Origin of the sequence: Saccharibacillus sacchari DSM 19268 (genome assembly GCF_000585395.1) — a bacterium.
Classification (GTDB): domain Bacteria; phylum Bacillota; class Bacilli; order Paenibacillales; family Paenibacillaceae; genus Saccharibacillus; species Saccharibacillus sacchari.
On sequence record NZ_KK073875.1, the window covers coordinates 3,186,471 to 3,212,831 of the forward strand.

Sequence of the window (26,361 nt, forward strand, 5' to 3'; positions counted from 1 at the left end):
CGCGGTTGCCCGTGTCCGCTCAAGCTGGTACAATTTAGGCAAACCATCCGTTTTGCACGAAAGGGGCACAACATGTTAGGACTTGTCAAAAAAATCTTCGGGGATATGAACGAACGTGACGTCAAAAAGTTCATGCGTACCGTCGACATCATCAATAAAATGGAACCCGATTTCGAAAAACTCACGGACGAGCAGCTTAAAAATAAAACGGTCGAATTTCGCGAACGTTTAGCCAAGGGAGAATCGATTGACAGTCTGTTGCCGGAAGCTTTCGCGACGACGCGCGAAGCGTCCAAGCGTACGCTCGGCAAACGCCATTACGACGTTCAGTTGGTCGGCGGCATCGCTCTGCATAACGGCCGAATCGCGGAAATGAAAACCGGCGAAGGCAAGACGCTGGTCGGCACCCTTCCGGTTTATTTGAATGCACTCGCGGGCCAAGGCGTGCACGTCGTTACCGTCAACGATTACCTGGCTCAGCGCGACAGCGAAGAAATGGCTCAAGTCTATAACTTCCTGGGCATGACCGTAGGTCTGAACTTGAGCGGCATGGAACATGCGCAAAAGCAAGAAGCTTACGGCTGCGACATCACGTACGGAACGAACAACGAGTACGGCTTCGACTATCTGCGCGACAACATGGTGTTGTACAAAGAGCAGATGGTTCAACGTCCGCTCTATTTCTGCATTATCGACGAAGTAGACTCCATTCTCGTCGACGAAGCGCGTACGCCGCTGATCATCTCCGGTCAAGCGCAAAAATCGACGGAACTGTATTTCCTCGCGGACCGCTTCGTGAAGCGTCTGCAGGCGGAAGAGGATTACACGGTCGATATCAAGGTCAAATCCGTATCGCTGTCCGATAAAGGCGCCGCGAAAGCAGAACGCGATTTTGGCATCGACAACCTGTACGACCAGAAGCATGTCATGCTCAATCACCATATCGTTCAAGCGCTGAAAGCCAACGTTATCATGCGCCGCGACGTGGATTACGTGGTCGTTGAAGACGAAGTCGTCATCGTTGACGAATTCACGGGCCGCCTGATGGCGGGACGCCGCTACAGCGACGGCCTGCACCAAGCGATCGAAGCGAAAGAAGGCATCACGGTTCAAAACGAAAGCATGACGCTTGCGACGATCACGTTCCAAAACTACTTCCGCATGTACCGCAAGCTGGCCGGCATGACCGGTACGGCCAAGACGGAGGAAGAAGAATTCAAAAAGATCTACGGACTTGAAGTCCTTCAAGTACCGACGAACCGTCCGAACCAACGCATCGATGCGCCGGACGTCGTGTATAAGAGCGTAGCCAGCAAATTCCGCGCCGTCGTGGCCGAGATCGAAGAGCGTCACGCCAAAAACCAACCGATCCTGGTCGGTACGGTATCGATCGAGAACTCCGAAGTGCTGTCGGAAATGCTCAAGAAAAAAGGCATTCGTCACCAGGTGTTGAACGCCAAGTATCACGCCGAAGAAGCCGAGATCATTTCGAGCGCCGGGCAAGCCGGTTCCGTTACGATCGCGACCAACATGGCGGGACGCGGTACCGACATCGTATTGGGCGAAGGCGTGCATGACGTCGGCGGCCTGCATATCATCGGTACCGAGCGCCACGAATCGCGCCGGATCGATAACCAGCTGCGCGGCCGTGCCGGACGTCAAGGCGACCCGGGTTCGACGCAGTTCTACCTGTCGCTCGGCGACGAATTGATGAAGCGTTTCGGCGCGGACAACGTGTTGAACATGATGGAGCGTCTGGGCTTCGAAGAAGACCAACCGATCGAAAGCCGCATGATCACGCGTGCCGTCGAATCCGCTCAGAAGCGCGTAGAAGGCAACAACTTCGATACGCGCAAAGTCGTTCTCCAATACGATGACGTGATGAACCAACAGCGCGGCGTCATCTACAAACAGCGTATGGAACTGCTTGAGGCCGACAACGTGAAGCAGATCGTGCTCGACATGATCCGCGGCACCATCGAACGGATCGTCGAAGCGCATACGGGCGACGACATCCCGGAAAACTGGGAGCTGCAAGAAGTGGCGGACTACATCAACGCCAAGCTGCTTGAAGAAGGCGAAATCACTCGCGACGAGCTGTGGGGCAAAGAAGCTTCCGAAATCACGGAATATCTGTACGATAAAGTTCAACAGCGTTACGACGAGCGCGAAGCTTCGCTTGGAGAAGCCATGGTTCGCGAATTCGAGAAAGTTATCGCGCTGCGTGCGGTTGACCGTAAATGGATGGATCATATCGATGCGATGGATCAACTGCGCCAAGGTATCCACCTGCGTGCTTACGGCGGTACGGACCCTCTGCGCGAGTACCAATTCGAAGGCTATGAAATGTTCAACCAGATGATCGCCAGCATTCAGGAAGAGGTTGCGACGTACATCATGAAAGCACGCGTCGAATCGAACCAACAGCGTGAAGCGGTTATCGATGAGAAGAAGATCAGCACGAACAGCCCGACACCGGAGAAAAAGGCTTCCCGCAAAGAGCGTCGCGCTCAACGTTAAGATTGCGGTAGACCCATTTTAAAGATAGTCAAGCAACGGCCCGGTTCCAGGAGGCGACTTCCGGGATCGGGCCGCAGGGCTGTCTAAGGTGATAAAAAGGAAGACGATTACGTTTTCCCATACTATAGAAGAGGTGACGACATATGATCGATCCGTCAGTCAAGCAGGATCTGCGCGAAATGGCGCAGAAATTAACCAACCTTAGGGGGTCTCTTTGACTTAGATCTGAAGCAAGAACTGATCTCCAACTTCGAAGAGAAAATGTCCGCACCGGATTTTTGGGACGATAACGATAAAGCGCAAGCCGTTATCGCAGAAATGAACGCCGTCAAAGGTTCGGTCGACCAATATGCGAAGCTGCAGCAGGATTACGACGATGCCGCGCTGATGGCCGAACTGGCCGATGAGGAAGACGACCAAGATATGGCTAACGAAGTCGCTGGAAGCATTGAAGACCTCGTTAAGCGGGTCAGCGAATTCGAACTGCAGCTGCTGCTCAGCGAACCTTACGATAAGCTCAATGCAATCTTGGAGCTTCACCCGGGCGCAGGCGGCACGGAGTCGCAGGACTGGGGAGAAATGCTGTTCCGTATGTATAGACGTTGGGCGGAAAAACGCGGCTTTAAAGTCGAGACGCTCGACTACTTGCCGGGCGACGAAGCCGGCATCAAAAGCGTTACGCTGCTGATCAAGGGCTATAATGCCTACGGCTATCTGAAAGCGGAAAAAGGCGTGCACCGCCTGGTTCGCATCTCGCCGTTCGATTCGTCGGGCAGACGCCATACGTCGTTCGTGTCTTGCGACGTCGTACCGGAAATCGACGATACGATCGATATCGAGATTCGTACGGAAGACCTGAAGGTCGATACTTACCGCGCAAGCGGCGCCGGCGGCCAGCATATCAATACGACCGACTCGGCGATCCGCATTACCCACCTTCCGACCGGAATCGTGGTTACCTGTCAGAACGAACGCTCGCAGATTAAAAACCGCGCGCAAGCCATGACCATGCTGCGTTCCAAGCTGTATGAGCGCAAGATCGAAGAGCAGAAGCAGGAACTGGCCGAGATTCGCGGCGAGCAATCCGAGATCGGTTGGGGCAGCCAAATCCGTTCGTACGTGTTCCACCCGTACAACATGGTCAAAGACCATCGTACAGCGCATGAAACCGGCAATATCGGCGCGGTGATGGACGGCGATCTGGACGGATTCGTCGATGCTTATCTGCGCAGCCAACTGAAGATCGAAACGGAGTAAACGAGAACGATGAAAACAAGCAAAGGCGGCAGAAAGCCGCTGGTCCCGATCGACGGTACCCAACGCAATGTACTGGATGCGGTGCTGATTATCGTAGGGGCTTTTATCACGGCGCTCGCGTTTAACCTGTTCCTGTTACCTAACCAGATCGCATCCGGTGGCGTATCGGGGTTGTCGATCATCATCAAGGAATGGTTCGGCTTTGAGCCAGCATTTACCCAATGGATCTTCAATATTCCGTTGTTTGTCGCAGGCGTTATTTTTCTGGGCAAAAAGTACGGTGCGCGTACATTGATCGGCACCATTTGTTTACCTTTGTTCATCTACGTCACGCGCGATTGGCCGATCTCGACCACTAACCCGCTGCTTGGAGCCTTATATGGCGGTATTGGAGTCGGGTTGGGCCTTGGACTCGTTTTCCGCGGACGTGGATCGACGGGCGGCTTGTCCATCGTGGCGCAGCTGCTGCAAAAATTCAGCGGGCTTAGCTTATCGCTCTGCGTTATGCTGGTCGACGGTTCGGTCATCATGCTGGCAGGCTTTACCCTGTCGCTAGAAAATGCGCTGTACGCGTTGATCGGCCTGTACGTTACCGGAAAAGTGATCGACGCCGTAGAGATGGGCCTGGGTTATACGAAAGTGGCCTATATCATTACGGATAAGCGCGAAGAGCTCACGCAGGTCATTCTGAAAGATCTCGATCGCGGTTTAACCGAGTTGACAGGCAAAGGCGGCTATACGGGGGAGTCTCGTCCTGTCTTAATGGTCGTTATCGGGCAAAGCGAGACCAGTCGATTGAAAACTTTGGTACGCTCCGTCGACCCGGAAGCTTTTGTGGTTATCAGCAATGCGCAGGAAGTGTTAGGCAAAGGGTTTAAGATTCAAATGTAATCCTTTTTAAAAAGAAAAAAGAGAGCCGCTTTTCAGGTCGTTAGATCTGAAAAGCGGCTCTTTTAATCATAAAAACAGTGCAGCGTCAATCAAGACGGGTTCTCGTTCTGCAATTCTTCCACGTCACTCAGACTCAAGCCCGTCAAGCGCGCGACTTGCGCGGCGCTCATACCTTCTTTCAACAGATTACGCGCGATTTTTAAACTAGCGGAAGCTTCTCCTTCAATACGCCCTTCGGCGAGCCCTTCCGCCAACCCATCTTCCAAACCTTTTCTACGCATTTCATAGTACTCGTCGCGCAATGCTTTTGTCAGATTCGAAATCATGATATCTACTCCTTTCGGATCTTCATATTCGTCGAGAATATGACCGATTTTTTCGGTTTCTTTGGGATTCGTCATTTTGAACCAGGACTTGAATAGTTGAAACAGTTCAGGGTTCAGGTTTTTCAATATTTGGCTCGACTTCCTCAACCGATTGGTAAAAGGCACTGCTCCCGGATTTTGCTCAACGAGAAAAATCAGCCCGATTAAATTGCCCATTTCCTCCAACTGCTGCGCATCCAGCCTTTTCACATCCAGGAGCACATAACGAAAATTGAGCAATTCTGCACCAAAATGGTGTTCGCCCTCCATCATTTCCCGCAAAGAACGAACCGCTGTCCATTTTGCGTTGCCATTATATAAAACGATCGGAACAACGGCAGGGAGTTTATGGTTTTTTCGGCGCTTCTCCGACTGTGGCGTGTTGTTCTGTACATCCCGCCAAATCTCGGTCATATACGTAAGTAACCGATGCGGCATTTGAAAATCAACCCTCGATTGAAACTCCAGCAATACATAAAAGTAAAACTCTTGTCCATTCAATTGCGCTCTGTAAACAAGATCCGCTTCTTTTTCTTTATAATCGCTCAAAACATAGGACTTGTCGACCCTAATTAAGTCGTCAGTACCCAACTTTTTCGCCCAGTCTCCCGGAACGAAATGATGGAGTAGTTCAGCGAACATCGTGCGACTGGAAAGCAGCACTTTGTATGCTTTGTCGTAGGGGTGATGAGGCTCATCCGGTTTGTTCGGCGGCATATCCGACCTTCCCTTCTCTGATTCAGATATTCAATAGAAGATCGCGCCCGGGTCGGGTGTGCGCCTTGTCTTTTCCTTTATACATATTATAAGGGATATGAACTAAAAAAGGAACATATGTTCTTGTTCCGAGATCGAAAATATAGGTCATAAACTTGTCGCTTAGCGCGGGTCTGCTTAATCTTTTTGCCCGGAGGGGTTAAAGATTAATTGGACCTATCACACAGAATGTGAACTTTTCCCGGAGAGGTTGTATTTATATGATGCCGAACGTATAATAATACATATTATTTTGAAAACATGCACGGAATTATACGAAAAAAACGGTGCGGATGGAGGTTAGGAAGCATGGACAACGGTACAATCAAAGCAGCAATCGTCGGCGCGACCGGCTATGGAGGAGCAGAACTGATTCGCTTGCTACAAGCGCATCCTCAAGTGGAGGTTAGCTGCGTATTATCTTCATCGAATAGCGGTACGCCTTTAAGCGCAAGTTTCCCTCATTTGACGAACATTATCGAACTGGAACTCACGGCGATCGAACCTGCGGTGATCAAAGAAAAGGCCGATGTCGTCTTCCTCGCCACCCCGGCCGGAGTCAGTTCCGAACTGACGCCGAAGCTGTTGGAACAGGGCTTGAAAATCATTGACCTATCGGGCGATCTTCGTTTGAAAGACGGAGCCGTTTACGAGAAATGGTACAAGCGCGCTCCGGCGTCGCAGGACATTCTGGAAAAAGCCGTTTACGGACTCAGTGACGTGTACGGAGATTCGGTAGCCGGACAGTCGGTCATCTCGAATCCGGGCTGCTTCCCGACGGCGACGCTGCTGGGTTTGATCCCGGCGGTAAAGGAAGGCTGGATCGACCCGTCTACCCTGATCATCGATGCCAAGACCGGTGTGTCCGGCGCAGGACGCGGAGTCGGGCTCGGCACGCATTACAGCGAAATCAACGAGAGCGTGAAAGCTTACAAAGTGAACGCACATCAGCATATTCCGGAGATCGAGCAGGTACTGAGCGAAACGGCAGGTAGCGAAGTTGTTGTTACGTTCACTACTCACTTGATTCCGATGACGCGCGGTATTCTTAGTACGATGTACGCATCGGTAAACGGATCAAAAAGCACGCAGGATTTTATCGATTTGTACCGAAGCTTCTATAAAGACAGACCTTTCGTGCGTATCCGGGAAAACGGCACTCTGCCGGCGACCAAAGAAGTATCAGGCTCGAACTATTGCGATATCGGCTTTGCCGCGGATGAGCGGACCGGGCGCGTAACCATCGTGTCGGCAATCGACAACATGGTCAAAGGCGCAGCCGGACAAGCGATTCAGAACCTCAACTTGGCGATGGGCTGGGACGAGGCGACCGGTTTGAACTTTATTCCGATGTATCCTTGATTTTCGAAAATATAGCGATTATATAGCGAAAGGCGGAAGCGTCTCATGGCAGTTCCTTCTTATACCGTCGTCGAAGGCGGTTCGATCATCACCCCGCGCGGATTCCGAGCGGCTGGTCTGCATTGCGGGCTGAAAAAAACGGAAAGAAACGATATCGGCGCGATTGTATGCGAGGTGCCTGCGGCGGCTGCGGCGGTGTACACCACGAATATTTTCCAAGCGGCTCCGCTGCAAACGACACGCGAAAGCTTGGCGAATGGCGTACTGCGTGCCGTGATCGTCAACAGCGGGAACGCGAACGCGTGCACAGGCAAGCAAGGCGACGCCGACGCTTACGAAATGCGTGCGCTTGCGGCTGAAAGTTTCGGCGTCAGCGCGGATGACGTAGCGGTGGCTTCGACAGGCGTGATCGGCGAAAACCTGAAAATGGACCGGGTACGCGACGGCATTGCCCGACTTTCGGGAGTTTTGAGCAGCGACGCCGACGGCGGCGAGCAGTTCAGCCAATCGATCCTCACGACCGACCTGGTGAAAAAAGAACTGTGCGTCACCGTACAGATTGACGGAAAGCCGGTCGTGATTGCAGGCGCAGCCAAAGGCTCGGGCATGATTCATCCGAACATGGCGACGATGCTGGCCTTTATGACAACGGATGCGAAGATCAGCAGCGAAGATTTACATCAGCTGCTTCGACGGACGACAGACGATACATTCAATATGATCACCGTCGACGGCGATACCAGCACCAACGATATGCTGGTCGCAATGGCAAGCGGTTTGTCGGATCAGAAAACAGAGCTGAACGAACAGCATGCGGACTGGGCGGCGTTTGCGGAGGCATTTGCCGCGGTATGCGAACATCTGGCCAAAGCTATTTCCCGCGACGGCGAAGGCGCAACGAAGCTGGTCGAAGTCACCGTCAACGGCGCGGAAAGCAAGGACTCGGCTCGCGCGATCGCGAAGACCGTTATCGGTTCGAGTTTGGTGAAAACGGCCGTGTACGGCGCGGACGCCAACTGGGGACGGATCATCGCGGCGGTCGGCCGTGCAGGCGTTCCGGTCAACCCGCATACCGTCGATATCAGACTCGGCGAGATCCTTGTGCTTGAGCACTCCCAACCCGTTAAATTCGACGAAGACATTGCTTTGGAATATTTGAAAGGCGATGACGTGCTGATTACGGTCGAGCTGAACATGGGTCCTGAACAAGCAACCGCATGGGGCTGTGACCTGACCTATGACTATGTACGGATCAACGCGGCATACCGGACTTAACGAAGGAGGAAGAAACGAAATGACTCAAGCAAATGCAAACGAAGTCGGCGGATCTTCCGCTTCGCAAGCCGGAAGCGCCAAAGCATCCTTCGTTATGAAATGCGGCGGAAGCACGTTGGCCGCGCTGCCGGAAGCCTTTTTCACCGATCTGGCCGAGCTGCAAAAAAGCGGCGTCAAGTCGGTCATCGTGCACGGCGGCGGCCCGGCGATCTCGGAAAACCTGGAGAAGCTAGGTATTCCGACAGAGTTCGTCAACGGACTGCGGCGCACTACCGAAGAAGTGCTCGACGTGGTCGAAATGGTACTGGCCGGCACGATCAACAAACTGATCGTTCGCCGTATCCAATCCGCAGGCGGCCAAGCGCTCGGTTTATCCGGTTCGGACGGTTCGCTGATCCAAGCCGAGCCTGTCCCGAACGCAGCCGAAGTCGGTCTCGTGGGCGACGTAACCTACGTTGAAGCAAGCATCGTCGACGGCATTCTCGATCTGGGCTATATGCCCGTTATCGCCCCTCTGGGCGTCGACGAGAGCGGACAACGCTACAACATCAACGCCGACACCGCAGCCGGAGCCGTGGCCTCCTTTATCGGAGCGTCCCGCATGATCGTCGTCACCGACGTTCCCGGCATTCTCAAAACCATCGACGGCGTCAAAATGGCTCTCCCTTCCGTCACCTTCGCGGAGATCGAAGACATGATCGCGAGCGGCGAAATCTACGGCGGCATGATCCCGAAAGTCCGCGCCGCCATGAAATGCATCCACGGCGAGGTCCAGGAAGTCGTCATCGTAGACGGCAGCGAACCCCGCGTCCTGCCCCGCCTTCTGTCCGGCGAACAGATCGGAACGGTCATTCGACGATGAGTTTCGGTAAACGGGCGGTTGAGACCGGGTTTTGAAAACGAAAGTTTAAAGACCCTTTGTCGCTGCCGCAAAACGTATTCCGACTTATCGTTCATCGGGTACAGGGTAATTGTCTGTTATCGTCAGCGTTTCTGTAATCCGGATACAGATTCAACGACGATACAATCCCGAATACCGTTCAATAATATAAATTTATCGAGCAGATTCGTTCTTTTCTTTTTATTACGTTTTGCCCGAAAAGAACTGCCGACAAGCTTTCAGCTTCATCCCTGTTTATCCCGACATCCATGATTTCACTTGAAGTCTTACCCAAGAGAGAATCGACATCCAAATTCGATTCTGTGTCTTATCCCTAAAAGCTTGCGAACGGCCAATCGTACCAAGCGGAGGGAAAAGTCCAGTGGAGAAGCGTCAGCGTTCGCCTTTGAACTCGGGGAATCACCTTTTAAATCCAATTCAAATTCCCCGAGTTCAACAAGCGATCGTAATCGGACTTTTCCCGGAGCCTCCCACCGACTTCAGGAAGGAGCACCCCACTATGTCCACCGAAAGCGCATTGTTTCAAACGTATGCGAGAAATCCTTTAGCCCTCGTCAAAGGCGAAGGCAGCTGGCTCTGGGACGACCAGGGCAACAAATACCTCGACTTCATGAGCGGTCTCGCCGTCACCAACCTCGGCCACGCGCCGAAGAAAGTATCCGAGAAGCTCAAGGAACAGATCGATACCCTGTGGCATACCTCCAACCTGTTCGTGATCCCGAAACAGGAAGAAGCCGCTAAAAAAGTCGCCGAAGTCGCGCAAGCCGACGCCGTGTTCTTTTGCAACAGCGGCGCGGAGTCGAACGAAGCCGCAATCAAGCTGGCTCGTCGCTATTTCCAAAAAGTGAAAGGCGAAGAGCGCTACGAGATCATCACGCTCGGCAAATCGTTCCACGGGCGCACGCTGGCCACGCTGACCGCGACCGGACAGGACAAAGTCAAAGAAGGCTTCCTGCCGCTTCCTGCCGGATTCGTGACCGTGCCTCCGCATGATATCAAAGCCATCGAAGACGCGATCAACGAACGCACTGCCGCGGTTATGATCGAAATGGTACAAGCCGAAGGCGGCGTGTATCCGTTGGAGCAAGAATATGCGCAGCAGATCGAACAGCTTTGCCGCGACAAAGGCATTCTGCTGATCGTCGACGAAGTGCAAACCGGAATGGGGCGCACGGGAGCATGGTTCGCGCATCATCGCTATGGCATCAAGCCGGATATTTTTACCGTCGCAAAAGGCATCGCTTCCGGCTTCCCGGCAGGCGCCATGATCGGACGCGAGTATCTCAAAGAAGCGTTTACGGCGGGTAGCCATGCCACGACATTCGGCGGTACGCCGCTGGCATCGTCCGCGATCATTGCCACCATCGAGACGATGCAGGAAGACAATCTTCCGGCCAGAGCCGCAGAGATCGGCGACAAGCTGATGAACCAACTGCGCGAGCGCCTAAACGGCAATCCGTTCGTGAAGGAAGTGCGCGGACTCGGTTTGCTGATCGGCATCGAATGCGCGGAACCGGTCGCCGATCTGGTCGCAGCCGGACAAAAGCGCGGTCTGCTGTTCGTATCGGCCGGCCCGAACGTGATCCGTTTGCTGCCGAACTTGTACGTGACCGAAGAGGAAGTTGCACAGGCGGTCGATATTGTCGCTTCGATTATTGAAGAAAAGGTACCGACACCCAGCGCTTAAAATAGAGCGAATGTGACTGTCTGAACAGTCAAGATTTCATAGTAGGGAAGAGTCGTCTCAGGCGGCGCTAGAGCGTTCGGCAAACCGGACAGTGACTTCCGGCTCGCGAACGCTTCTTTTTTGAAAATAACTGAATTCAAGGAGGCAACCTCATGGACCTGACCCAACAAGCGCACGGCATCGCCCTCAAAGGACGCGATCTCGTCGAACTGACCGATTACACGACCGAAGAAATTCAATACCTGTTGGACCTGGCGATCGAACTTAAACGCAAACAGAAAGCGGGAGAAACGTTCCGTCCGCTGGAAGGCAAGACGCTTGGCATGATTTTCGAAAAGTCGTCGACGCGTACCCGCGTATCGTTCGAAGTCGGCATGTTCCAACTCGGCGGGCATGCCCTTTTCCTCAGCAAAAACGATATTCAACTCGGACGCGGCGAAGCCATTCCCGATACGGCAGGCGTGTTGTCGCGTTACCTGGACGGCATCATGATCCGCACTTTCGGCCATGAAAACGTGACGGAGCTGGCAAAATACGCGGACATCCCGGTCATTAATGCCCTAAGCGATCTCGGTCATCCGTGTCAGGTGCTCGCCGATCTGCAAACGATCCAAGAACATAAAGGATCGCTGCGCGGCAAAAAGCTGGCATATATCGGTGACGGCAACAACATGGCGCACTCGCTGCTGCTCGGCGGCGCGAAGATGGGCATGGACGTGAGCATTGCGAGCCCGGAAGGCTACGAGTCGGATTCGGATATCGTGCGTCAGGCACAAGAAATCGCGAATCAAACCGGTTCGAAAATCGCCATCGTGCGCGACGCGCGCGAAGCGGTCGAAAACGCCGATGCCGTGTACACGGACGTCTGGGCGAGCATGGGCTTTGAAGAAGAACAGAAAGTTCGCGAGTTGGCGTTCAAAGACTATCAGGTTAATGAAGAGTTGGTACAGCACGCAAAGAGCGACTATCTGTTCCTGCACTGTCTCCCGGCACACCGCGGCGAAGAAGTGAGCGCAGGCGTGATCGACGGCAAAAACAGCGTGATCTTCGACGAAGCGGAAAACCGCCTGCACGCGCAAAAAGCGGTCATGGCGACCCTGATGGCGTAAGTTTTTTTACCGGACAAAAAAAGAGCGGCGCTCCTGAGTAAGCAGGAGAACGCCGCTCTTGCGACGAAAAAAGAAAGACCATCCTAACAAGATATGAACGGCAGCGTTCAGAGCGGAGGAATAAACAATCATGGCAAAAGAAAAAATCGTACTCGCGTATTCCGGTGGATTGGATACCTCGATCATTTTGAAATGGCTCAAAGAAACCTATGACGCGGAAATTATCGCTTTTACGGCGGATATCGGTCAAAAAGAAGAACTGGACGGCTTGGAAGAGAAAGCACTGGCGACAGGCGCTTCGAAAGTCTACATCGACGACCTGCAAGCCGAATTCGCTTCGGACTTCATCTACCCGATGTTCCAATCCGGCGCTCTGTATGAAGGACAATACCTGCTCGGTACCAGCATCGCGCGTCCTCTGATCGCGAAACGCATGGTCGAAATCGCTCGCGCCGAAGGCGCTACGATGATCGCCCACGGCGCGACGGGCAAAGGCAACGACCAGGTTCGTTTCGAACTCGGCGTCGCGGCTCTCGCTCCGGATATCAAAGTTGTCGCTCCTTGGAGACTCGACACGTTCCGCGACACGTTCCCGGGCCGTGCCGAGATGATCGCTTACGCCGAAAAACACGGCATCCCGGTTACGGCATCCGCTGCTAAACCGTATTCCACCGACCGCAACCTGCTGCATATCAGCTATGAAAGCGGCGTGCTGGAAGATCCTTGGTTCGATGCCAGCGCTCCGGAAAACAAAGAAATGTTCCTGCTCAGCGTAGATCCCGAAGACGCGCCGAACGAGCCGGAAATGCTGGAAATCGAATTCGAAAAAGGCAACGCGGTCGCACTGAACGGCGAAAAGCTGAGCCCGCTGCAAGTCATGGACAAACTGAACGAGCTCGGCGGCAAACACGGCATCGGCCGCGTGGACATGGTGGAAAACCGCTTTGTCGGCATGAAGAGCCGCGGCGTGTACGAGACTCCGGGCGGCACGATCCTGTTCACCGCTCACCGCAAAATGGAATCCCTGACCATGGACCGCGAAGTCATGAACCTGCGCGATTCCTTGCTCACCCGTTACAGCACGCTCGTGTACAACGGCTTCTGGTTCGCACCGGAGCGCCTTGCGCTGCAAGCTCTGGTGACGGAAAGCCAGAAAAACGTAAGCGGCACGGTTCGCGTGAAACTGTACAAAGGCAACGTGATCGGCGCCGGCGTCAAAAGCCCGGTCAGCCTGTACAACCCGGACATCGCGACGATGGAAGCCGACCCGAGCCAAGCTTACGATCAGAATGATGCGACAGGGTTTATCAGCCTTAACGCGCTTCGTTTGAAAGTGGGGACGGGAGTCGAACAGAGTAAGTAGTCTTTTTTGGGGGAAAGAGTGGGTTCCGGGGGAGTTTCGTAGCTTATGCTTCCGAAGTGACTTTCTTCGAAAGTCTGTAGCTCCTTCACTGAAACTCACCCTCCACCCACGCTATTCCCTTTTTTATAGGGGAAGTAAGGGCGTCCGGCTTGCGCGAGAAGACGGACAAGCTCTTGACCTTGCGCAGCCAAAAGTCAGGGTTCCTCGAACGGGAACCTGGCCGGACAGGGCAAGCTTAGCTGCCCGCTTCCAGCCCCGGGTCTTCCGGTCGAACAGGGCCACGCGGAGCGGCCCGCCTTCGACCCCGCCCTTGGCCGGATAAGCTGCGCAGCTTATCCGCCTCCGGCCCGGATCTAAGTCCCACCCGAGCGTCGCACAAGGCAGCAATCCGCTGCCCGCAACCCGCTCCCGTACCACCGTCAGCCGCGGCCCGCCGAAGGCAGGGCAAGCGCGGCGGCGCGTATCGCTAGCACCACCACTACACTAAAGCAAACCTCCCGCCCAAAGCCGACCGCAATCTCTGCCCTTTACAGGTGTCCAGAGGGCAGTCGCCCTTTGGGGCCCTCCCTTGGGGAGGGTTTGGGAGGGGACGCCACGAGGGGGAAGAGGAACGTTTATGAATAAACTATGGGGAGGCCGCTTCACCAAGCCGACCGACCGTCTGGTCGAGGAGTATACCGCCTCCATCAATTTCGATAAAGCACTGGCCGAAGAAGACATTCAAGGCAGCCTGGCGCATGTCGCCATGCTGGGCAAATGCGGCATCATTCCGCAAAAAGACGCCGACACGATCGCCGAAGGCCTGATCAAAGTCCTGCATAAGATCGAAGCCGGCGAAGTCGAATTCTCCGTTTCCGACGAAGATATTCATATGAACATCGAAAAGCACCTGATCCAGGAAGTCGGCCCGGTCGGCGGCAAGCTGCATACCGGCCGCAGCCGCAACGACCAGGTCGCGACCGACATGCACTTGTACCTGCGCAGCCGCGTCGTCGAACTGACAGGGCTGGTGCAAGCGGTCCAACAAGCGCTGATCGACCAAGCCAAGCAGCATACCGATACGATCATCCCGGGCTACACGCACTTACAAAGAGCGCAGCCGATCCTGTTCGCGCACCATCTGCTCGCTTACGTCTCAATGTTCCAACGCGACGCGGAGCGCCTGATGGACAGCTACAAGCGTATCAACGTACTGCCGCTGGGCGCGGGCGCGCTTGCGGGCACGACGTTCCCGATCGACCGGCATTTCGTGGCCGAACAGCTCGGTTTCGACGGCGTGTATGAGAATAGTCTGGATGCGGTCAGCGACCGCGACTTCATTTTGGAGTTCCTGTCCGGCGCGTCGATCCTGATGATGCATATGTCCCGTCTTTGCGAAGAGTTGGTCCTGTGGAGCAGCACCGAGTTCGGCTTCGTCGAGCTGGATGACGCGTTCTGCACAGGCAGCAGCATCATGCCGCAGAAGAAAAATCCGGACGTGGCCGAGCTGGTTCGCGGTAAAACAGGCCGTGTCTACGGCAACCTGATGGGTCTGCTGACGGTGTTGAAATCTCTGCCGCTCGCGTACAACAAAGACATGCAGGAAGACAAAGAAGGCATGTTCGACACGGTAGCGACGCTTGACGGGGCGCTGCGTTTGTTCGCTCCGATGATCGCGACGATGCAGGTTCGCACGGGCCGCATGCGCGAAGCGGTCAACAAAGACTTCTCGAACGCGACCGACATTGCGGATTTCCTGGTCGGCAAAGGCCTTCCGTTCCGCGACGCGCACGAAGTGATCGGCAAAACGGTCCTCTACTGTATCGAGAACGGCAAGTATCTGCTTGACCTCACGCTCGAAGAGTTCAAGACCTTCTCCGATCTGTTCGACGACAAAATCTACGACGTGCTTCAGCCGGAGAACGTGGTCAATGCCCGCAACGTCTACGGCGGTACGGCCAAGCCCCAAGTTGAAGCCGCGATCGAACGCGCAACGGCAACGCTTGAGCACACGACCGAGTGGCTGAGCACGCGACTGTAATCAATTATCGTAATCGATCATGATACTAGAATGATTTTTTTCGGCAGTATTGATGCGCCTTCGCTTCATCGAGCCTGTGCGAAAGAAAAGACGTCTTCCTCCGCGAAGGCGTTTTTTTTGCTTTTTCCTTTATTTTGAAAAAAGCAAACTTTGTTTGCAGAAACTCGGGAATCGGGTAAAATGTAGAAAAAGCGGCCGGCTAACCTGTCTTCTGCTTAATTCGCATTGTTGCAGACTGCGAGGCGCAATCTTAATTATGTTCAAAGAGTTATTTATCAACTTTACGATTCTGGCGACTCTGTTGTTTTTCGGTAATGTTTTTTTTAATCGTTTTCGTAAATCCTCGCTGGCCGCGCGTTCCGCTTCTTGGCTGCCTTGGTTTACCGGAGCCGCTTTGGGCGTCGCGGGTATCCTCATGATGGAATTCTCTTTTCCGATCGGAGAAAATTCGGTTATCGATCTTCGTCAAACGGCGATTATTATCGGCGTTTACGTCGCGGGAATTCCCGGCGGTTTTGCAGCGAGCCTGATCATCGCGGCTTTTCGCTTTTTCTTTTTCGGCGATTTCGGCTTGTCTTCGTACGTCGGTGCTTCTAATGCGCTCGTCACGTTCTTGCTCGTCATTTTGGTATTGAAAAAAGGACAGTTGGAACCCAAAAGATGGGCTTCGGCTTTTGCCATTCAAGTGGTTGTGCTCCTCGGCAGTTTTTATATCATGATCGGCCCGAGTTTCGTCAAGATCATACCGGTCTATTCCGTGATCATCGCGGGAACCGCCGTCTTTACTTTCCTCATGCTGCGCCATCTCAAAAATTCCAATGAACTTTTCGCTTTTATGGAAGACGCCGCGCACCGCGACTTCCTGACAGGCCTGCATAATCCGAGAGCTTTTCACATGCAGTACGACCGACGCGTGAAGCGTGCCCAGAAACATGGCGAAGAATTCGGCCTGATCCTGCTCGATATCGATCACTTCAAGCGCGTAAACGACACGCACGGACATCCGGCCGGGGACATTGTGCTCAGGCAGCTCGGCAAAATTCTGACCTCTTATTCGCCTGTCGACAGCTATGCGGCCCGGAACGGAGGCGAAGAGTTCGCGATCGTGATCGACCGCCACGAAGAAGAGTCGATCTTGCGCGTCGCGGAACGGATACGAGCGGTCGTGGAGGGACATGCTTTCGTGCTGGATGACGGAACCCGTCTACAGTTGACCGTCTCGCTCGGGTACGGCTTGTCGTACGCGGGCGCTCCCAGAACCTTGTTCCGCCGCGTCGACGATGCGTTGTACCGCGCGAAGGAAAGCGGGCGCAATCGGATCTGCAAAGCGAGCAACGAATTAGGGCGCTTGAGCGAAGCCGCATCGTCCGCCGGCCGAACCGACGCTCCGACCTCCAAATAGTATCTTCAAGCGTTTTCACGGAATGTGTAACGTCGAATAAGCCATGTCTCATCGTTACCGAGACGCGGCTTATTCGCATTCGCGCATAAAAACAGTCGTCCGTCGTTATTTCGCGATCCTTTCCGCCTGCAATGGAGACGAAAGAAATCGACGAACGGTCTTTACTCGCTCGGATCGCCGAGAGGGAGCCATTCCAGCACGTTTTGGATCATTTTATCCCAATAACCCCATTCGTGCTCGCCGGGACCTTCTTCGTACTTAAAGTCCAGTCCGCTGCCTTCGGCCGCTTTTTTGAACGTCTGATTGTCTCGGTAAAGGAAATCTTCGGTGCCGCAGCACTGGTACAGCTTCGGCTTAGGCATGCTCGATTTCGATACGCGATCCAGCAGGTACAGCAGATCATTTTCGCTGCCGCGTACTTTCTCCTCGCCGAAAACGGTACGCAGCAGGCCGGAACGGGGGTTGTCGGGATTTTCGGTCATCGAAGCGATGTCCAGCGCTCCCGAGAGGCTGGCTCCCGCCGCGAATAGATCCGGTCTGCGCAAAGCCAACTTGAATGCCCCGTATCCGCCCATCGACAGTCCTGCCGCGAAGTTGTCTTCGCGCTCGGCCGACAGCGGGAAGAAGGAACGTGCCAATTCCGGCAGCTCTTCGCTGATAAACTCCCAATATTTTTCACCGTAAGCCATGTCCGTATAGAAACTCCGGTGTACCTGCGGCATGACGATCGCGATTCCGTAAGCGGCGGCATATCGTTCGATCGACGTGCGGCGTACCCAGATCGTGTCGTCGTCGGACAATCCGTGCAGCAGGTAGAGCGTTTTGTGCGGCCCGGGACGCTTGACGTTTTCCAAGCCGATCTGCGAACGGGTCTGCTGCGGCAGAATGACGTTCATCGACGTACTGAGACCGAGCGATTCGGAATAAAAGTTGCAGGACAGTAATGCCATAAGTAAATTTCCTCCTTCAGTGTAAGTCCCTTGAATGCATAATGCGAGAGGCAAGATCCAATCGATGATAGTTGAAGAAAACGCTTTATTCGACTTGTTTATCATACCACTTTTGTCGACCTTCATGCGATTCCCGCAAGTCATTGGGATCAGGGCCGAAAGACCTAAATAATCATTGCCCCCCTGCAAGCCCGACCATATAATGAAAGAAGGAAAAAAGACCGATATATAAGCGAATGCCGTCTTTTCGGAACGTGATTTTCAAGAGTTTCGCAGACGCGCCGGAAGGAGGAGTTTTTTTGCTGGAGCGTTTTAAAAAGGAAGAAGGATTTACGCTGATCGAGATTTTGGCGGCGTTGTTGATTTTATCGATCGTGTCGCTTGCGATGACGGCTTATTTTAGCAATGCGATGACGTTTGCGAAAACGAACCAGAACAAGACGATCATGTCTAATCTTGCACGCAATGCGCTGGTCTACATGCAAAAGCAGGACTTTGATCGCTTGAATGAATACTTTAAATCGGATAGCGCAACGGTTGTTCAGGCCGCGACTCCGACGCTTGCGAAACGCGTAGGCATCACGCCGGAGACTTTTACGAGTTGCGCGGTCGAGACGACGGGAGTTTGCGAATTCAAAAATATTTTTGAAAACGGCAATTTAGAACCCGTCAAAGCCGTACTGGAGCCGCAAGTCAACGGAATCCGGTATCGGGTCGTGATCGAATATCAGCAAAATCTGAATCGGGCGAAAGCTGCGGGCGGGGATTTGCTGCTGCCGATCAGCGCGACGGTGACGACCGCATCGGACGGAGCAGGCGGGCCCGGGGCGGACGCGATTACGGTGGAGGGGTATGTCAATGCGCAATCGATTCGTTAAACGCTGGAAACAGGAAGAAGGCTTGACGCTCATCGAGCTGCTTGCCGTGCTGTCGCTGATGGGGATGATTCTCGGACTTATTTCGACGACGATTTTCTTCGGCTTTCGCAGCTATAACGCGGTAGGCGTCGAGAACAGACTGCGCGAAGAAGGGGATATTTTGATGTCGTCCATCATTACGGAGCTGTACGTGTCCGCGCCGGATCATGTATATGCGCTTGCCGACGGTAGCGGCTTTCGTATGGTAAATACCGATTTGAACGGAACCGAGCTGCCCGCGACGCAAAAAACGGTACAAATCGTGAACGGTCAACTGGAGATTCGAAAAGCAGGCGATGCGGCCGACGTCATTTATCAATCGACGCAGACGAACGCTCAGGTCGTATCCGGCCTTTCGTCGATACGGATCGAAGGAAGTACGGTCGGCGGTTTTGAGTACTATACGACCGGATTGATCAATATTCATCTTGTATTGGCGCTTGGCGGAGAGGCAAACCGATCTCAAATCGAGTTGGAAAGCCGTTTCGGATTTTAACGAAGAACAGATTTCGAAAGGAGAGCAAATCCAATATGAAACGGGCTCGCGAAGAAAAGGGCTCTGCCCTGGTGATGGTCATGTTCATGATGCTGATCTTGACGCTGCTTGGAGTGGCTGTATTGAGCGCAGCAGTAGGCGGAGCCAGACGGACGTTGACGCGAGAAAACGATATCCAGAGCCTGCAACTGACGCAAAAAACATTGGATGAGTCCGTCGCTTATATCGCCGCGAATCTGGAAGGGCAATCCGTGCAAGGCAATGCGCTTGGCTTACGTATCCAGTCCGTACTGTCTGCGATGCCGGCCTTACGCTCGGGTGACGATGGTTCCGGCGTTCAGACCGATTTGCAGTCGGCATCTGGAGAACTGATCTCGGCCGTTCCCAAAGCCGATTTTGAAGGAGACCCGCTTCGCGGCAATTCCTCCTATACGATTACGTTAACCGCCGAAGGCAATGTGAACGGCGTCAAACGCATGATGACCCAAAAAGTTAAAGTCAGCATGTACCCCGACTTTCTAAACTATGCGTTCGGTTCGGAAGAAGACCTGATCCTCAACGGTTCACCGCTGATTCGGGGCAATATTTATGCGGGAGAGACGTTGCGCGTCAGAAAAAAAGCCGAATATGCCTACAAAGGAAAAAGCGATTTGAGAAAAGAAAGCTTATTTCCTCTTATGTCTGCACGGGATGACGGAGCGATGCCGCTGGCTTTCGTTCAATCGCTGGATCAATTCGTGATTACCGAAGACCAGGATCGTTATCCGGAACGGGCGGTCAATCGGGGAACGGACGGCAGCGCGCTCAGCGGTGAGTTGACGAAAGTGAACGTAACCAAAGCGTTGGGCATCGACTTGAGTCAAGTACGCATTCGAAATAATGAACAGTTCATCCAAATCAATGTGCAGCAGTCGTTCCGGGAAAAGTTGGCAGAGGCACTCGGCGTGGACATCAGCAGCCTTCCCGACGACTTGACTGGATACTTGAACCGTTACGGCGGCGCGCTGGAAAAGCCGGAAAAACCCAAAGAGCCGGAACGCGTGCCCGAACCCCTGACGGAAGAAGAACGGAAATCGATCGCGTATCAGGCGAAGCTTCAGAAATACGACGAGGATCTCAAAGCTTACCTCGAAAAGTTAAAAGAATACGAAGCGGCGTTGGCTAAGCTGGCTTCCACGTTGTCCGCAATGCCCGGAACCGTCGTTTTCAAAGGCAATCCCAATGTGGACGGAGGCAGCTTGAAAGTAGACGGAAAATGGCTGCGCGATTTGGTTCAAACAAACAAATCGGCAAGTACGGGAACCGTAGGAGGCCCCCAACCTTGGCTGGTCATCAACGGTGACTTGAATGTCAACAACGAGATCGACAATTCGGCTTTGCGATTGTACAGCAATATCCTGGTTACGGGCTCCGTGAATCTGACGGGAAATATTGAAGTAGATTCGACGATGTTCGTTCTGGGAAGCACAACCATTCAGGATGCGGCCATTACCGGAGCCAAAGTTGCAGGTTCGGAGGAAAAAGAGATCGTGTTGATCTCGAAAGGTTCGATTCTTCTGAATCGGGTGGATGCGTTCAGTTCGACCGATAAAGTACAGACTCTGCGAGGATTCTTTTATACGGACTCCACCGCTCAACTGTACGGCGTAGGTTCGAACTTCGATCTGCGAGGCGGATTTTTCGCAAAAGGTTCGCTGACCGTCAATGCAGTAGTCGGCAATTCTACGGAAGGACTGGATCAGATCAACTTTGACGATCAGGTCGCAGGTAAAACAAGCCGCTTCAAAGTTGATTACAACGATGAAGTATTCGAGCATCAAGGCTTGGCACTTCCGAAAGTCGATCGGATCAGCGTCAAAGCCGAGAAGATCGAATTGGCGGATACCCCGTAAGTCCACTATTGCCGCATCCCGATTTGAATACAAAAGAAGCCCGCTCATGAATTCGTGAGCGGGCTTCTTCGTTTTGAAATTTTAAATTCGGCTTAGTACCGATCTCCGTCGGCCGGAGCGTTCGGATCGGCAGGTTTTGCGACGATAACCCGCGTCGAAGCGGTAATCGGCGCGGAATCGGGAGTTCTCTTGTAAGAGACCGTAACGACAATCTCGCTGCCTTCCTGTTTGCCTGTGATTACCCCTTTAGGACTTACGCTTACTTTGTCAGGCTCGGCGCTGCTCCATTCCAGTTGACCCATGATATCGCTGGCTTTGATGGAGAACGGCTCAACCAACAACGATTGAGGTCCGTTGTTGATCAGATCGACCGAACCTCCTTTTTGCACGGGCACCGTTGGCGGGAGCAGCAGCGCGGTCACGACAGGCTTGACGTTTACCGTTCGTGTGACTGTCATATCGCCTGCAGGCGTAGAAATGGTTGCCGTGATTTCCACGATACCCGGCTTGTTTCCGTTCAATTGGACATTTTGGCCGTTGTTGGTCGGAGTCTCCAAAGCCGCATAAGGTCCGATGCCCGAACCGGAGTTCTCTACGTCTTTGACCGACCATTTGATCTCTTTCGCTCCCGGGTAACCGGCCGGAAGAATATTGGTTTCAAAGTTGATCGATTCGCCCATGAACACAGTGTCGGGTCCTTGCATGTCCATGTCCAGTACCCAAATCGTTTTGGTTTGCGTGATCTCCGACGGTTTGTCGCCCGCGGTACGTACCGTGACCGTAACTTGTACCGGTCCCGGCGCCAAGCCGTCGACTTTTGCTTTGACCGGCTGCGGGCTGTCCGCAGTGATGACCGGATTCAATCGCGCTTTGTCGCTTCCGTCGGTAATCGACCAAACAATCCGATCGATATTGGCTTTGCCTGGTTCGATAACCGTGTTCAATTCAATGGTTCCGTTTTTCTTGACGGCATCGGGACCCAGGATTTGAACACTGTCGAGTTTGTCGGTAATCGTAAGCTGATGCGTGGCGTACAGCACTTTGGGCTTGGCGTTCGAGGCGCTGACCACCGTCGCCGTCGCTCTGAGCGTCACCGTTCCGCTTTTTATTCCCTCCACGTGAAGCTGTGAAGGATCGGTTTGTTTGGTTATCTTGACTCTTCCGCTGTTTTCTTCGATCACTTCCCATTGCACGTCTTTGATCGTGAGACTGGCGTTGTTAAGCACGGTTCTAATATCTTGTTTGGTCTCTCTGACGTTTACGGACGGGCTTCCCTGGATTGACAGTGCAGGCGATTCCACATTGATTTTGACCGTGCCCGTTTTACCGCTGCCGTCCGTTGCGGTAGCTGTGATGACTGCCACGCCTTCCGAAACGCCTTCCACGATTATCTTCTCGGACTTACCGTCTTTCGTGTTTTCCGGGTAAGTAATTTTCACGAAGGGATCTTTGGTCGACCAAGTCAAAAGGGGACGAGGGTCGCTTGCGACCGTGCCGTCCGACAGCTCGACGGTAGGTACGATCGTCGTAGAGTCATTAATCCATAGCGCTTGATCCGACATGGCAATACTTTTGGTTTTGACTACTGCATTGAAATAGGCCGGAGGGAACGGGATATTTTGGGTTTCGCCAGGCGTTGGGGCAGCACCCGGAGCAGCGCCCGCGAAAGTACCCTTGCCGATCGAAGTCCAACCTGTAGTCGTATAAGCTCCTGCAACGATTGTACCGAAGACGTCCCCGCCTTTAAAGTCCACCGTTCCGGTCGGAGCCAACAGAGTGGCTTTCAACCCTACGGATGTGAGCGTTACGGAACCTGTTCCTACGTAGTTGACGATGACTCGGTCTGCGGTGATCCCACCGAGAAGATCAAATCCGCCGGAAAAGGTCACGTTTCCGCCCACTACGTTCAAGATAACCGTAGAACCTGCCGGAGAATAGATCTTGATATTTTTCAGGTCGGAAAGTTGCCGACCGTCCACTTTGAACACATTGACGGCCGGGTCTTGAGTAGACGATTCTTTGCTTCTGAATACGATACCGCTTGTATCGGCGGTGTCTCTCGTTCCGTTGACGGTCAATGCATTGTAAGCGTTCGACAGATCGAGAAGCTGCTGCTTGACAGCCGCAAAGTCGGATACGCCTTTTGCGTTGGTCGTGCTTTTTTGCGCGGCCAGGCTCGAACGAATCGAATCCGGGCTTGAAGACTTTACGTAGGGACTATCGAAGTTGGATGTCCCGCCGTAAAGAATGCTGCCGCCGTTAACTCCGTATTGGTACTGGGAGCCTGTCAACGAGAAATTGCCGGGCGTATAAAAGTTCATGCCGTTGCCAACTTGATAGTTGACTAAATTCAAGTTGCCGCCTGCCCAGATCGAAGTGTTGTTCAGTCCGTTGTTTCCGGTCATGTTTACGCTGCCGTTTGCCACGACCGTAGTATTGTCGAAGCCGAATTGGCTCGAAGTAAAAGATCCTCCGGACAAGATCGGCCCGTTATAAATCGATCCGCCCGTGATGTCCAGATCGCCTCGTGTCGCCACGGTCGGGAAAGACGGATCTTTGGAAGGAAGCCCGCCGCCCATGCTGAAATTGCTTAAAGATACCGCGCCGCCAAACAAAGCGCGTCCCGATAACTCTCCTCCTCCGATCGTCGTTTTGCTTTCTCCGAGCGTGATCAGGCTGTAGCCCTTGAGCAGGTCGATTGCTTGTTGACCCGAACCGGAAGAATCGGACGCATGCACGTCTTCGTAGCTCAACCTCGCTTCGTTGAGATTGTATTTGTTCGCGACGGTCGGAATGACATTGACGCTGAACGCGATCTGACTGCCTTTGTCCGGTACGTAGGAAGAACCGTTCAGCGTATACGTGATTTTGTCGAACTTTTTCGTTAACGTGTAACCTGTCGCCGCCGTCCCTGTTTTGGTCATGCCTATCGGCAAATCGCCGGCAATTTCAAGCCCCGCTTGAAGTTTTTCGGTATACGCCACGTTCGAGATTTCGAGCTTTTGAAGCCCGCTCTCGCCGGGGCGGATATCGGCAGCCGGGATATTCTGCGGCGTTACCGTGTATTTCATGCCTACCGTACTGCGGGTCAGCACTTCGAAATTGCTCGGTACGTCGGTCGTGCGATCGGGAAGCAGATTCGCTTTTACGTTTTTCATGGTCAGGTCGATCGTTTTGACTACGGAAGCTCCCTGTTTGTCGCGAGCCGTAATTTCGATTTGAATTGTTCCTTCTTTTAACGGCAAAGGGTTAGCGAATTTTTTGGTAATGACCGCGCCTTTAGGCACGTTTTCTTCAGGAATCGCCATGTCTTTGACATATTGGCCGTTCACTTTGAACCGCACGGACGAATACACGGTAGGATCTTGAAGATCGAGGTCATTCACTTGGTAGCTGAATACGAGATCCTTCAAATAAGAAGGCTTGGTTCTTTCCGACTCCGTCGGCGCGATGACTTCGATGGTCGGCGCGTGGTTGGAGCCGATAAACGCTCGGAACATGGTATTGACGAACAGCTTTTGTTCCCATTCCGGGAATCGGGTATTGGTATGTCCCGTACCGGAGTACGTGACGTTTCCTTTGGAGTACGTATAGTAATGATCGTAGCTGTCGTCGCTGTCGCGTTTGTAAGAAGCATCGTCCCCGGTTTCGCTCACGATGTTGTACCACGGAACGACCGTCGGATCTTCCAGATCGAGCGCGTAATATTGGTTGTGCGTCAGCTTGATTTGGCCGACGTATCCGTCTTTGTTGCTAGGCTTAACCGACAGGTCGAACGGAAATTGCGTCAGCATCCCGCTGTTGACGATCTTGGTGCGGGTCGACGGGTTCGGCGCTCCGAGACCGAGGTTCGTATAAAGACCGGTCTGCCCGGTAGCTTTCTGGAAGCTTTTGATCCAGGCATTGTATTTGTCGCCGATCATCGTATCGTGCGTAAACATCACGGCTTGGCCCGTATTGATAAAAGCATTGACTCCTGCCGCGGCTGCGTCGCTAAGAGCACTTGAAGTTTGCGAATTGTAGTTATCGACAAAGCCGAAAATGACCATGTCGTACTTGCCGTTCAAATTCGCGTAAGAGTTGGCATTGCTCGCGTTGTTGAATTCGCTGAACAAGACCGGCGTGATTTGAATATCGTAATCTGCCGAGCGAAGATACGACGGAGTCATGTTGGTATCCGTGGTCAGGCTGCTCGCGTTGTTGCTCGGCATGACCTGAAGAACCCGGATGACCGTTTGTTTGTCATGCACCCGGAATGCTCCGCTCGTGTAGTCGGTCAAATTATTGGCCGTGACTTCAAGCCTCCAATAAATCGGGCCAGAGAACGTTTGCGGGAGCTTGTAGCTAAGCTTGCCCGAGCGGGCGGTCAACGTTGAACTGGACACGATATTTTCGTCCGTAAGCTTCAGAACCTTATCTACGCTGATATACAGTTTTGCGTTAACCGGCGAACTGAAATCGCGCACGTTGTTGGCGTTGAACGTGAAATTTAGCGTATCACCCGTAGTGTATACCCGGGTCGGATTCGCAAGGAAATCCTCCGGCTTGGTCAACAGCTCGATCTGCGGGCGCTGCTTGTACGAAGCGTTCCCCGATTTGATTTCTTTGACGATCGCGTTAAGTGCGGCAGCGTCGTTAACGGTACGAACGTTGCTTCGGGTTTTGTATGCGTTATACAGCGCATACAGCTTGCCGTCGGCGCTTTGCTTCGCGACGGAAGCGTGGAATATGACCGGAAGGCCCAATTGAATATAATCTTGCGCGATCTGATCGGCTTTCAGTTTCGTGATGTCGTTCAGTTTGTCCGTCGTATTGTGGGCTTTTCTTTGCTCGTTGTTGGGACCCGACGTGAACGTGGAGGGCTGGGCCGTACTGTAAGTACCTTCGCCGAAGTAAACGGCATCGTACTTTCCGTTCAGCTCTTCGCGCATAGCCACGAATGTCTTCATGCGCATCGTATCGACCGTCACGTTATCGGTGCCAGCTAGGGCGTCCCGCAAAACGAAGCTGCCGTTATCTACGATCTCCAGAATTTTGATCTTGTAAGGAGGTTCGGTATCGGCCATCGCTCTCCAGACGCCGAGCGGCACGCTGACCAGAATCAGGATCATTACGATGCTCCATATGCCTAGGCGCTTTTTCGTCACTAAAATTCCTCCTTGGGTTCTATGCGAAATATTCATATCGGAAGAAAACTT

The 26,361-nt window shown here is 53.3% G+C and carries 17 protein-coding genes; 14 read left to right on the forward strand and 3 right to left on the reverse strand.

The features are described 5' to 3' along the window. Positions 1–72: 72 nt before the first annotated feature. From secA to SACSAC_RS13605, 3 genes are all read left to right on the forward strand, one after another. Positions 73–2,520, forward strand: a complete 2,448-nt coding sequence (secA, locus tag SACSAC_RS13595) for a preprotein translocase subunit SecA (protein WP_037287264.1) — start codon at positions 73–75, stop codon at positions 2,518–2,520. Positions 2,521–2,663: 143 nt separating this feature from the next. Continuing rightward, positions 2,664–3,777 (forward strand): peptide chain release factor 2 gene (gene prfB, locus SACSAC_RS13600; RefSeq protein ID WP_156951002.1). Its coding sequence is split into 2 segments (ribosomal slippage): positions 2,664–2,735 and positions 2,737–3,777, totalling 1,113 coding nucleotides; the frame shifts between segments, so codons are not numbered across the junction. 9 nt (positions 3,778–3,786) lie between these two features. Further along, the gene (locus SACSAC_RS13605; RefSeq protein WP_037287268.1) at positions 3,787–4,668 is read left to right on the forward strand and encodes a YitT family protein; all 882 of its coding nucleotides are present in this window, start codon (positions 3,787–3,789) and stop codon (positions 4,666–4,668) included. 89 nt (positions 4,669–4,757) lie between these two features. Here SACSAC_RS13605 and SACSAC_RS13610 read toward each other — a convergent pair whose 3' ends face one another. Then, positions 4,758–5,750: an Rpn family recombination-promoting nuclease/putative transposase gene (locus SACSAC_RS13610; protein WP_037287271.1), complete on the reverse strand. Its 993-nt coding sequence runs from the start codon at positions 5,748–5,750 to the stop codon at positions 4,758–4,760. Between the two features lie 348 nt (positions 5,751–6,098). Between SACSAC_RS13610 and argC the strand changes: the two genes are divergently transcribed. The 8 genes from argC to SACSAC_RS13650 all read left to right on the forward strand — a co-directional run bounded on the left by argC (position 6,099) and on the right by SACSAC_RS13650 (position 16,908). Further along, entirely contained in the window at positions 6,099–7,151 is a 1,053-nt protein-coding gene (gene argC, locus SACSAC_RS13615; RefSeq protein ID WP_037287274.1) for an N-acetyl-gamma-glutamyl-phosphate reductase, read from the forward strand. A gap of 45 nt (positions 7,152–7,196) precedes the next feature. Beyond that, positions 7,197–8,426, forward strand: coding sequence for a bifunctional glutamate N-acetyltransferase/amino-acid acetyltransferase ArgJ (gene argJ, locus SACSAC_RS13620; protein WP_037287277.1), 1,230 nt, complete (start codon positions 7,197–7,199; stop codon positions 8,424–8,426). A 19-nt stretch (positions 8,427–8,445) separates the two neighbouring features. Next, positions 8,446–9,288: an acetylglutamate kinase gene (gene argB / locus SACSAC_RS13625; protein WP_037287280.1), complete on the forward strand. Its 843-nt coding sequence runs from the start codon at positions 8,446–8,448 to the stop codon at positions 9,286–9,288. A gap of 538 nt (positions 9,289–9,826) precedes the next feature. Beyond that, positions 9,827–11,014, forward strand: a complete 1,188-nt coding sequence (locus SACSAC_RS13630) for an aspartate aminotransferase family protein (protein ID WP_037287283.1) — start codon at positions 9,827–9,829, stop codon at positions 11,012–11,014. A gap of 152 nt (positions 11,015–11,166) precedes the next feature. Continuing rightward, the gene (argF, locus tag SACSAC_RS13635) at positions 11,167–12,123 is read left to right on the forward strand and encodes an ornithine carbamoyltransferase (RefSeq protein WP_037287286.1); all 957 of its coding nucleotides are present in this window, start codon (positions 11,167–11,169) and stop codon (positions 12,121–12,123) included. Between the two features lie 130 nt (positions 12,124–12,253). Next, entirely contained in the window at positions 12,254–13,486 is a 1,233-nt protein-coding gene (locus SACSAC_RS13640) for an argininosuccinate synthase (RefSeq protein ID WP_037287288.1), read from the forward strand. Positions 13,487–14,102: 616 nt separating this feature from the next. Next, entirely contained in the window at positions 14,103–15,506 is a 1,404-nt protein-coding gene (gene argH, locus SACSAC_RS13645; protein WP_037287290.1) for an argininosuccinate lyase, read from the forward strand. Between the two features lie 256 nt (positions 15,507–15,762). After that, complete coding sequence (locus SACSAC_RS13650; RefSeq protein WP_051507107.1) at positions 15,763–16,908, forward strand: GGDEF domain-containing protein; 1,146 nt, start codon at positions 15,763–15,765, stop codon at positions 16,906–16,908. A gap of 161 nt (positions 16,909–17,069) precedes the next feature. On the opposite strand, the gene SACSAC_RS13655 is transcribed toward SACSAC_RS13650, so the two are convergent. After that, entirely contained in the window at positions 17,070–17,858 is a 789-nt protein-coding gene (locus SACSAC_RS13655) for an alpha/beta hydrolase (protein WP_037287292.1), read from the reverse strand. 299 nt (positions 17,859–18,157) lie between these two features. Here SACSAC_RS13655 and SACSAC_RS27145 point away from each other — a divergent pair, with 299 nt between their 5' ends. Genes SACSAC_RS27145 through SACSAC_RS13670 form a run of 3 tightly spaced genes read left to right on the forward strand, consistent with a single transcriptional unit; the run spans position 18,158 to position 21,163 of the window. Continuing rightward, positions 18,158–18,736 (forward strand): type IV pilus modification PilV family protein, encoded by a 579-nt coding sequence (locus SACSAC_RS27145; RefSeq protein WP_169833773.1) that lies wholly within the window; start codon positions 18,158–18,160, stop codon positions 18,734–18,736. Continuing rightward, a complete protein-coding gene (locus SACSAC_RS27150; RefSeq protein WP_051507109.1) occupies positions 18,717–19,271 on the forward strand; it encodes a prepilin-type N-terminal cleavage/methylation domain-containing protein in 555 nt (184 codons plus the stop codon). Before SACSAC_RS27145 ends, SACSAC_RS27150 begins: the two co-directional genes overlap by 20 nt. A 35-nt stretch (positions 19,272–19,306) precedes the next feature. Further along, positions 19,307–21,163 (forward strand): hypothetical protein, encoded by a 1,857-nt coding sequence (locus SACSAC_RS13670; protein ID WP_037287295.1) that lies wholly within the window; start codon positions 19,307–19,309, stop codon positions 21,161–21,163. A gap of 92 nt (positions 21,164–21,255) precedes the next feature. Here SACSAC_RS13670 and SACSAC_RS27155 read toward each other — a convergent pair whose 3' ends face one another. Continuing rightward, complete coding sequence (locus SACSAC_RS27155) at positions 21,256–26,310, reverse strand: DUF5057 domain-containing protein (RefSeq protein WP_051507110.1); 5,055 nt, start codon at positions 26,308–26,310, stop codon at positions 21,256–21,258. Positions 26,311–26,361: the final 51 nt, after the last annotated feature.